General features: G+C 73.1%; 8 protein-coding genes and 2 pseudogenes. 3 read left to right on the top strand and 7 right to left on the bottom strand.

What is annotated here, in order from left to right:
* Positions 1–134 (top strand): annotated as a pseudogene (locus ABT084_RS33795) (Glu/Leu/Phe/Val dehydrogenase dimerization domain-containing protein); the annotation flags it as partial.
* Between the two features lie 309 nt (positions 135–443).
* Here ABT084_RS33795 and ABT084_RS38095 read toward each other — a convergent pair.
* From ABT084_RS38095 to ABT084_RS33780, 4 genes and pseudogenes are all read right to left on the bottom strand, one after another.
* Positions 444–596, bottom strand: a pseudogene (locus ABT084_RS38095) (NifU-related iron-sulfur-binding protein); the annotation flags it as partial.
* Between the two features lie 29 nt (positions 597–625).
* Complete coding sequence (locus tag ABT084_RS33790; protein WP_351052371.1) at positions 626–2,410, bottom strand: nickel-dependent hydrogenase large subunit; 1,785 nt, start codon at positions 2,408–2,410, stop codon at positions 626–628.
* Between the two features lie 116 nt (positions 2,411–2,526).
* Positions 2,527–3,591 (bottom strand): NADH-quinone oxidoreductase subunit B family protein, encoded by a 1,065-nt coding sequence (locus ABT084_RS33785; protein WP_351052368.1) that lies wholly within the window; start codon positions 3,589–3,591, stop codon positions 2,527–2,529.
* Between the two features lie 49 nt (positions 3,592–3,640).
* Positions 3,641–5,476 carry an enoyl-CoA hydratase-related protein gene (locus ABT084_RS33780; protein ID WP_351052365.1) on the bottom strand — a complete coding sequence of 612 codons (1,836 nt, stop codon included), beginning with the start codon at positions 5,474–5,476 and terminating at the stop codon, positions 3,641–3,643.
* A 293-nt stretch (positions 5,477–5,769) separates the two neighbouring features.
* Here ABT084_RS33780 and ABT084_RS33775 point away from each other — a divergent pair, with 293 nt between their 5' ends.
* A complete protein-coding gene (locus ABT084_RS33775; RefSeq protein WP_351052362.1) occupies positions 5,770–6,570 on the top strand; it encodes a 3-hydroxybutyrate dehydrogenase in 801 nt (266 codons plus the stop codon).
* 21 nt (positions 6,571–6,591) lie between these two features.
* A complete protein-coding gene (locus ABT084_RS33770) occupies positions 6,592–7,008 on the top strand; it encodes a hypothetical protein (RefSeq protein WP_351052359.1) in 417 nt (138 codons plus the stop codon).
* A 61-nt stretch (positions 7,009–7,069) separates the two neighbouring features.
* Here ABT084_RS33770 and ABT084_RS33765 read toward each other — a convergent pair whose 3' ends face one another.
* The 3 genes from ABT084_RS33765 to ABT084_RS33755 form a co-directional block, all read right to left on the bottom strand.
* Positions 7,070–7,522 (bottom strand): CBS domain-containing protein, encoded by a 453-nt coding sequence (locus tag ABT084_RS33765; RefSeq protein ID WP_351052357.1) that lies wholly within the window; start codon positions 7,520–7,522, stop codon positions 7,070–7,072.
* 131 nt (positions 7,523–7,653) lie between these two features.
* On the bottom strand, positions 7,654–8,151 hold the full coding sequence (locus ABT084_RS33760) for an ATP-binding protein (protein WP_351052354.1): 498 nt from the start codon (positions 8,149–8,151) through the stop codon (positions 7,654–7,656).
* 139 nt (positions 8,152–8,290) lie between these two features.
* The gene (locus ABT084_RS33755) at positions 8,291–9,271 is read right to left on the bottom strand and encodes an anti-sigma factor RsbA family regulatory protein (RefSeq protein ID WP_351052352.1); all 981 of its coding nucleotides are present in this window, start codon (positions 9,269–9,271) and stop codon (positions 8,291–8,293) included.
* Between the last annotated feature and the right edge of the window lie 84 nt (positions 9,272–9,355).

The raw sequence follows: 9,355 nt of genomic DNA, 5'->3' as shown, positions 1-9,355 counted from the left end.
GGTTCCACCCGTCCGTCGACATCGGCGTCGTGAAGTTCCTCGGCTTCGAGCAGATCTTCAAGAACGCCCTGACGGGCCTCGGCATCGGCGGCCGCCGGGGCCTGCGGGCGGGAGCCGATCTGGAGCAGCGGGGCCTGCGGCGGCGCGGCCGGTTCCAGCTCCACGGCGGTGACCTCGGGGGCGAAGGCGGCGAGGACGTCCTCGACGCTCTTGCCGACCGACGCGCCGCCGGCGCCCGAGCAGCCGCAGCCACCGCCCTCGGCGGCGGGCCGCAGGCGCAGGATGCCGCTCGCCTCCTCGAAGCCGATCAGCTCGACCGGGTCCGCCGCGGCCTCCAGGGCGCGCCCGATCCGGGTGTGGACGTCCTCGGGGTGCAGGTCGTGCAGGGTGAGCAGGCTGACGACGAGTTCGTCGTCGAGCAGCCCGCCGAGGGGGCCGCCGGGCAGCCCGCCGGGGGCCGCGGCGAGCCGTTCGACGATCCGGGCGAGTCCGGCGCCGTAGAAGTCCATGAGGACGCGGACCAGTTCCTCGGCCGCGTCGCAGACCTGCCGGTCCCCGGTGTCGGCGAGCCGGTCGAGGACCTCTTCGACCCTCATCCCGGCCTGCCGGGCGTCGGCGGGGGCGCTCATCCGCCCAGTCCGCTCAGGCCGGTGGGCACGTGCATCTGCTTGACGGTGTTGCCGGGGCCGACGTACATGTGCACGCCGCAGGGCAGACAGGGGTCGAAGCTGCGCACGGCGCGCATGATGTCGATGCCCTTGAAGTTCTCCGGGGTGTTCTCCTCGAAGATCGGGGTGTTCTGTACGGCGTCCTCGTACGGTCCGGGGGTGCCGAAGGTGTCGCGGGTGCTCGCGTTCCACGGGGTCGGCGGGTACGGGTGGTAGTTGGCGATCTTGCCGTCACGGATCACCATGTGGTGCGAGAGGACCCCGCGGACGGCCTCGGTGAAGCCGACCCCGAGCCCCTCGTCCGGCACCTCGAACTTCTCCCAGGTCTGGGTGCGTCCGGCGCGGACCTCGGCCAGGCCCTTCTCCGCGCAGTGCAGCGCGATGGCGGCCGCGTACGCCTGGAAGTAGGTGCGGGCGCGGTTGCGCTCCAGCGCGTTGCTCCACTTCGGGATCTTCCACTCGAAGCGGGTCTCGGGCTTGGTCATGGTCCGGGGCAGGGTGATGACGACGCTGTGCCCGGTGGCCTGCACGTAGTCGGTGTGCACCAGCCCGGAGAGGGCCGTGGACCACAGCCGGGCGAGGGGGCCGCCGCCCGTGTCGAGGGCCAGGTGGTCCTTGCCGTCGAACCAGCGCGGGGACATCACCCAGCTGTACTTGTCGTCGAAGTTCCGCTTCTGCGGGGCCGGGATGGTGTGCTGGTTCCACGGGTGGCGGGGGTCGACCGGGTTGCCGAGCGGGTCGTGGGTGACGAACTGCTCCTGACCCTGCCAGTCGTCGTAGTACGAACTGCCCAGCAGGATCCGGATGCCGAGGTTGATCTCGGTCAGGTCGTTGGTGACGAGCTTGCCGTCGACCACCACGCCGGGGGTGACGAACATCTTCCGTCCCCAGTCGGTCATGTTGGCGTACGTGAAGTCGCAGTGCTCGGGGTCGTTGAGCGCGCCCCAGCAGCCGAGCAGGACGCGGCGCCGGCCGACCTCCTCGTACCCGGGGAGGGCCTCGTAGAAGAAGTCGAAGAGGTCGTCGTGCAGCGGGACGACCCGCTTCATGAACTCGCAGTACCGCATGAGGCGGCTCATGTAGTCCGTGAAGAGCTGGACGGAGGCGATGGTGCCGACGCCGCCCGGGTAGAGGGTGGAGGGGTGCACGTGGCGACCCTCCATCAGGCAGAACATCTCGCGGGTGTAGCGGCTGACCTGCAGCGCCTCGCGGTAGAACTCGCCCTCGATGGGGTTGAGCGAGCGCATGATGTCGGCGATGGTCTTGAAGCCGTGCTCCCCCGCGTGGGGGGCGGGGGTGCGCTCGGCCAGCTCCAGGACGCCGGGGTTGGTCTCGCGGACCATCTTCTCGCAGTAGTCGACCCCGACCAGGTTCTCCTGGAAGATGTTGTGGTCGAACATGTACTCCGCGGACTCGCCGAGGTTGATGATCCACTCGGCGAGGTGCGGGGGCTTCACCCCGTAGGCCATGTTCTGCGCGTAGACGGAGCACGTGGCGTGGTTGTCACCGCAGATGCCGCAGATGCGGCTGGTGATGAAGTGCGCGTCGCGGGGGTCCTTGCCGCGCATGAAGACGCTGTAGCCGCGGAAGACCGACGAGGTGCTGTAGCACTCCGCGACCCGCTTCTGCTTGAAGTCGATCTTCGTGTGGATGCCGAGGCTGCCCACGATCCGGGTGATCGGATCCCAGGCCATCTCGACCAGGCCGCTGCCGTCGGCGGCCGTCTTCGTCTTCGGTGCCATCGTGTCTGCCGTGACCCTTCTTCGGTGCGGTACGGACGTGCCGGGCGGCGACGTGCGTGGGGCGGGGGGCGTGGGGCGGGGGTGCGGGGACTACCGGCCGGACCCGGCCGGGCCGCTCACCAGGGCGGGCGGTAGCCGGTGGTGAGCCGCTCGCCGCGGTGGCGCCACTTGGGCTCCTGGTCGACGGTGTGCGCCGTGATCGCACGGAGCTTGCGGACCACCGCTCCGTACGCCCCGCTGGCGACGCTGGACACCTTGCCGCCGGGGGGTTCGTCCATGAACGGCATGAACTTGTCGGGGAAGCCGGGCATGGTGCAGGCGATGCAGATGCCACCGACGTTGGGACAGCCGCCGATGCCGTTCATCCAGCCGCGCTTGGGCACGTTGCACTTGACGACCGGGCCCCAGCAGCCCAGCTTGACCAGGCACTTGGGCGAGTCGTAGGTGAGCGCGAACTGGCCCTGCTCGTAGTAGCCGGCCCGGTCGCACCCCTCGTGCACGGTGGCGCCGAAGAGCCAGGTCGGCCGCAGCTTGTCGTCCAGCGGGATCATCGGCGCGGATCCGGCCGCCTGGTACAGCAGGTAGGTGAGGGTCTCCGAGAAGTTGTCGGGCTGGATCGGGCAGCCCGGCACGCACACGATCGGAATGCCCGCCTTCGACGTCCAGTCCCAGCCGAGGTAGTCGGGCAGGCCCATGGCCCCGGTGGGGTTGCCCTCCATGGCGTGGATGCCGCCGTACGTGGCGCAGGTACCGATCGCGACGACCGCCAGGGCCTTGGGCGCCAGCCGGTCGATCCACTCGCTGGTGGTGATGGGCTGGCCTGTCTCCGGGTTGTCGCCGAAGCCGCACCAGTACCCCTCGGGCTTGATGCTCTCGTTGGGGATGGACCCCTCGACGACCAAAACGAAGGGGTCGATCTCACCGCGCTCGCCCTTGAAGAACCATTCGATGAAGGTGTCCGCGCCGCCGACGGGACCGCACTCGAAGTCGATCAGCGGCCAGTGGACGGCGATCTTGGGCAGCCCGGGCAGGACGCCCATCACGATCTCTTCGATGCTGGGCTGCATCGCGGCGGTCAGGGAGACGGAGTCGCCGTCGCAGCTCAGCCCGGCGTTGATCCAGAGGATGTGGATCGGGGGGTCTTCGACGGCGGTCGGGGATGCGGTGGTTTCAGCATCCATGGGGATGCCTCCTTGGGGATGTATGCGGTGAAAGCCGTCATACCGGCCATCACCCTTCTTGGTAACAGCCGACCGGTCCGGGTGCGCCGTCTGATGCGTCCAGTCCAGTGACGCGACGGCGTTCGGGGACGGCCCGGGCCAGATGCGGCGGGGTGCCGGTGGCGGGGGCCTTGCGCACGAAATCCCTGCGCAGCGCGTGGTAGGGCGCCTGCGGGTCGAAGAAGGTCCCGCGCATCCGGGCCAGCTCCGCCGCCCGGTAGGCGGCCAGCGGCCGCACCGCCTCGTCCCGGTCCCGGGCCGCCTTCTTCGCGGCGATCCGGGCCGACACCGCGGGCGAGGCGGCGAGCCGGACCGCGAACCGCCGGGTCTCCTGCCCGAAGTCCTGCGGCGCGCAGGCCGTCGTACGGTCCACCAGCCCCAGGCGCCGCGCCGCCTCGGCGGACACCGGCAGCGCCTCGGTGGTCAGCCTCTCGGCCAGGGCCGGTCCGACCCGGCGCGGCAGGGTGTACGTCCAGTACTCCGAGCCGTACAGCCCCATCAGGCGGTAGTGCGGGTTCAGCACCACGCCGGACCTGCACCAGATCTCGTCGGCCGCGAGGGCGAGCATGGCCCCGCCCGCGGCGGCGTTGCCGCCGAGCGCGGCGACCACGAGCCGGTCGGTGGTGCACAGCACGGCCTCGACCAGGTCGTCCATGGCCGTGATGTTCGCCCAGGACTCCGCGGCCGGGTCGGCGGCCGCCTCGATGACGCCGAGGTGGATCCCGTTGGAGAAGAAGTCCCGCCCGCCGCCCAGCACCAGGACCGAGGTGGGGCGGGCCCGGGCGGCCCGGTAGGCCGCGAGCAGGCGGCGGCACTGGCCGGTGCTCATCGCGCCACCGGGGAAGGCGAAGGACAGGAAGCCCGCCTGGCCCTCCTCCCGGTAGGCGATGTCGGTCCAGGAGCGCCCCCGGGCGGGCACCTCGGGCAGGTCCGGCAGCTCGGGCAGCCGCCCGGCCAGGGCCAGTACGGCGGGCAGCTTCACCGGGACCGGCTCGCCCGGCAGGCGTCGGGCGCGCAGCTCGGGGATCCAGACGGCGCCGTCGGCGGTGGCCCGGCAGACCGCCCCGGTACGGGTGGCCAGCAGCTCCCCCGGGCGCCCGCGCAGGGTGTCCTCGGGGTGGCCGCCGTGCAGGAACCACTCGGCGCCCAGCAGCTCGTCCAGCACTCCGGGCTGGGAGTCGGCGGCGCGCAGGGTGCGGACCACGGCGTCGGTGGTGTCCCGCTCCCAGTCGATGCGGCGCAGCTCCTGGCGGAAGTACGGGCGGGTCCGGTACGGGCCTTCCTCGGCCTCCCCGGGGCGCGGCTCGCGCTGGGGCAGGGGGACGTACGTACCGGAGGCGAAGCGGTCGACGGCCAGCAGGACGGCGGCGAGGGCCGCGTCGGAGACCTCGCCGCGGTACAGGTCGCTCTTGCCGACCGGGGGTACGGCGCACTCGGCCGTGGCCCAGACGGCGCCGGCGTCCATCCGCTCGTCGGCCTGGAGGACGGTCACGCCCCAGCGGGTCACGCCCTCGTGGACGGCCCAGTCGAGGGAGGAGGGGCCGCGGTCGCCCGGCGGGCCCGGGTGGACGATCAGGCAGGTGTGGGCGGACCACACGTCCCGGGGAATCGCGGTCCTGAGCATGGGGGCGAGGATCAGGTCCGGGCGGTGGCGCGCGACGGCGGCGCGCAGGGCGTCGCCCGGGAGTTCCCGGGGCTCGCCGGCCCCGGGCCCGGGGGCGGGCGCGGGCGGAGCGGCCTCGGGCAGGGCGATGTGCACCGCCACGCTGTGGCCGCGGTCCCGCAGTTCGGCATGGACGCGCTGGGTGAGGCTGTTGAACGCGCTCGCTACGAGCAGGATGTGCACGTGGTCTCCCTGCGGCCGGGCCACTCGGCGGGCGATCGTCGACCGGAACGCGTCCGGCCGATGGGAATCGTGGTGGAGCCGTGCCCCGGACGCGCCGCAGCCGAGCGCGGATGTCACTCGAAAGCGAACGTCGCGGCGGCCACTCGGCCGTCCGCTGCCCGCCCGGGTCCGGCGCCCGGCCGCGCGACGTCCGGCGACAGGGCTCAGGCGGTGCCGATCACCACAGAGGGCCCTGGGAGTGTGGGGGTGGGCACCATGTCAGCCGCTGCCACGGGTGCCTACTGTTGCCCGGCATGACGAGCTTTCTGCCTCCCCCGCCGGCCGCGCCGCCCGCGTCCCGCTCCGACGGCGTCGACCTCGGCGGGCGGGTCGCCCTGGTGACGGGCGCGGGCAGCGGTATCGGGCGGGCCTGCGCGATCGCCCTGGCCGCCGCCGGAGCCACCGTGCACGCGGTGGACATCGACGCGGAGTCGGCCGCGGCCACGGCCGCCGCGGTGGGCGGCCGGGCGCACACCGCCGACCTCGCGGACCCGGCCGCCGTCGCGTCGCTGCCGAGCGCCGTCGACATCCTGGTCAACAGCGCCGGACTGCAGCACGTGGCCCCGCTGCACGAGTTCCCGCCGGAACGCTTCACGCTCATCCAGCAGGTCATGGTGACCGCGCCGTTCCTGCTGCTGCGCCGCACCCTGCCGCACATGTACGCGGGCGGCTGGGGCCGGGTGGTCAACATCTCCAGCGTCCACGGCCTGCGGGCCAGCGCCTACAAGTCCGCCTACGTCGCCGCCAAGCACGGCCTGGAGGGGCTGAGCAAGGTGACCGCGCTCGAGGGCGCCCCGTACGGCGTGACCAGCAACTGCGTCAACCCGGGCTATGTCCGCACCCCGCTGGTCGAGGGCCAGATCCGGGACCAGGCCGCCGCGCACGGCATCAGCCCCGACGACGTGGTGTCCGAGGTGCTCCTGACCCGCTCCGCGATCAAACGGCTGATCGAACCGGAGGAGGTCGCGGCGGCCGTGGTGTGGCTGTGCGGCCCGCACACCGGGTACCTCACCGGAGCCTCCCTCCCCCTGGACGGCGGCTGGGGCGCGAACTGACCGCTCTGGCACCCTGGGGGCATGGACGCACCCACCCGCGGCGCATGGCTGCGCGCCGGAATCAGCCGTGACGGCGGCCCGCTCCGGGAGACCGAGCACGTCGTGTGGCTCCAGAGCGGCACCTGGTACGCCGACAGCCGCGGTTTCGCCGGGAGCACCTCCTACGACGGGGAACGGGTCACCTTCCACCACGAGATCGGCGCTCCCGGCCTCGATGTCGGCGCCCTGCGCCCCGAGGGCGACGGCCTGATCGAGACCGGCACCAATGAGGACGGCTCCACCTTCCTGGAGGTCTGGACCCCGCTGCCCGGCGCCGACGGCCCCGACGGCTGCTGGACCACCGGCGGGACCCGGACGCTCCGGGTGGGCGGCCACCTCGTCCATGTCGACGCCGCGGGTCACGGCGTCCACGTCGTCCTCACCGACGCCGGACGCTGACCACGGGCGGCGCCGGCACCCCGCCCGGCGGGCGGCGGGCGGAGCGCCGGGAGCCCTACGGTCAGTCGCTGGAGAGGGCGTTGAGCAGGGCGCCGACTTCCGGGTGGGGCAGGGCGCGGGCCACGTCGGCCTGGGCGACCATGCCGACGAGGCGGTGGCCGTCCAGGACGGGGAGCCGCCGGACCTTGTGCGCGGCCATGGTCCGCAGGATCTTCTCGGCGTGGTCGTCGGGGCCGACGGTCACCGCCTCGCCACCGGCGAGTTCACCCGCGGGGGTCGTGGCGGGGTCCTTCCCCGGCACGAGCACGCGGACGACGATGTCCCGGTCGGTGATCATGCCGATGAGCCGGCCGTCGGCGTCCCGGATGGGCAGCGCCCCCACCCCCAGCTCGGCCATCCGCCGGGCCGCCTCCAGCACCGGCTCGTCGTGCCCGACGCAGTGCGCGCCCGGTGTCATCAGGTCGCGGGCGGTTTTGGCACCCGGTTTGGGAAGGTGGGTGGCGTTGGGGCTCATCCCTGTCCCCCCGCGGTGATCGCGTGTGCTGCGTGTGCCATGGAAGCGCACCTCTCTCGTGCGGAAACCGCTGCGGCCCCGGCCGCCCGTGCGGGCGGCCGGCATCCATCGGTTCCCCGTCCGGAGGGCGGCTACTGCACGATTGCGCCATTCGGGCCCGGGTGGGCCCGAACGGGGGCCGGGCTGCCGGAGGCCAGCCGGGAGCCCTCGATCTCCGCCCAGACGGCCTTGCCGTACGCGTGGGGCTCGGCGCCCCAGCGGTCGGAGAGCCGCTGGACTATGGAGAGCCCGTGGCCGCCCGGGCTGCCGCGCCGCGTTTCGCGCGGAGCGGGCAGCGCCGTCTCCCCGTCGAGCACCTCGATGCGCAGGGCCGTGCCGAGGGTCAGGACGAGTTCGTCGCAGCCCCCCGCGTGCAGGCTCGCGTTCGTCAGCAGTTCGGACACGACGAGGAGGGCGTCCTCGGTGGTCTGGTTGGATTCCCAGCCCCAGTCCCGCATGGCTTCACGGGTGAAGTCACGCCCCTTCGCCACATGGCCGCGGACACCCCGCAGCGCGAGGCGGCGCCGCTGGCCCGTGACCGGCGGCCGCGTGCCCCGTGGATCCCCGGTGTCCGATCCGATGGCCGTCACTGTGGCCTCACCTACCCCCGTTGACGCTGATCCTCAATGATTGCAAACCGCCGCCCCGCTGGACCGGCCGAGGTACGACTTGGTTGTACGCCGCGACGTGGCCGGGCGGCGGGACCGGCCTCCCCCTGTGACCTCGGCCTCAGCCGTTCGCCATGTGCAGGCGCAGCGTGAGCCCGGTGTCCAGGGCCCGGACCTCGACCAGGTCGCAGAGCTGGTGGATCATCCACAGCCCGCGGCCCCCGTCGCCCGAGGCCAGGGCCGGGCGGCGGCGGCCCGCCAGCGGGTTGGCGAAGCGGCCCGCGTCGCGGACCTCCGCGACCACGCCGCCCGTGCCCGTGCCCGTGGTCCACAGCCGCAACGTGCCGCTGCCGCCGCCGTGGGCGAGGGAGTTGGCGGCCGCCTCGCTGACGGCGAGGACGAGGTCGGCCCGGCGGGCCGGAGCGAGGTCCGTACCGTGCGCCCAGGCCTGCGCGTGTTCCCGTACCCGGGCCAGCTCTCCGGCTGAGTAGTCCAGGACGAGGCCCACGGCGACGGGTTCGGGAAGCGGCAGGTCGCAGTCGGAGCAGACGACCGCCGCGTCGGTGTACCGCGGGCTGGGGCGGTCGTACCCGTCCTCGATCAGCGTGGGGTGCGTCCGTCTCGCGTCGGCGACGACCGCCGCGGGAAGCGCGGCCGTGTCGTACGGACAGAGGATGGTGGCGGGGCGGCCCGCGAAGGCGGTGTTGATCAGCGCCTCGTGGCGGGTGGCCTCGCGCACCTCGGCCGGGGAGCGGCCGGGCCAGATCGGCTCGCCGACGATCCGGGCGGTACGGCCGGGGTGCCGGTCGGCGAATTCCTGGAGCGCGGCCAGGATGCGGCCGGGGTTGCGCCCCAGTCCTCCCATGTCCACGAACTCGACGCCGTCCCCCTGGGGGTCCCCGCCCTCGCCCGCGCCGAGGCTCCGGCGCAGGGCGTCCAGGTGGGGTCCGGGGACGGCGACGAGGACGGGCTCGTCCGCGCGCAGGGCGGCGCGCACGAAGTCGCCCACCCCCGTCACGTACTCCTTCAGGTCCCGGTAGAAGAGCGCCGGGTGGACGAAGGCGCCGGGGCCCGCGACCGGAGGGGTGGAGCCGTTGGTCATGCTGCACCCTCCAGCGCGGCGTCGTCCGGGAGCGGTGTGGCCACTCATCGGCTCGTCCGCTCTTTCACTCGTCGCAGTGAGTAT

This window comes from Streptomyces sp. NPDC002138 (assembly GCF_040296485.1).
Classification (GTDB): domain Bacteria; phylum Actinomycetota; class Actinomycetes; order Streptomycetales; family Streptomycetaceae; genus Streptomyces.
This window is presented reverse-complemented; position numbering and strand designations above follow the sequence as displayed.

What these genes read in the sequence shown, in the direction of transcription:
- ABT084_RS33790 (WP_351052371.1), bottom strand. Translation starts at nt 2,410, where the DNA reads ATGGCACCGAAGACGAAGACGGCCGCCGACGGCAGCGGCCTGGTCGAG.
- ABT084_RS33775 (WP_351052362.1), top strand. Translation starts at nt 5,770, where the DNA reads ATGACGAGCTTTCTGCCTCCCCCGCCGGCCGCGCCGCCCGCGTCCCGC.
- ABT084_RS33755 (WP_351052352.1), bottom strand. Translation starts at nt 9,271, where the DNA reads ATGACCAACGGCTCCACCCCTCCGGTCGCGGGCCCCGGCGCCTTCGTC.
- ABT084_RS33765 (WP_351052357.1), bottom strand. Translation starts at nt 7,522, where the DNA reads ATGAGCCCCAACGCCACCCACCTTCCCAAACCGGGTGCCAAAACCGCC.
- ABT084_RS33770 (WP_351052359.1), top strand. Translation starts at nt 6,592, where the DNA reads ATGGACGCACCCACCCGCGGCGCATGGCTGCGCGCCGGAATCAGCCGT.
- ABT084_RS33785 (WP_351052368.1), bottom strand. Translation starts at nt 3,591, where the DNA reads ATGGATGCTGAAACCACCGCATCCCCGACCGCCGTCGAAGACCCCCCG.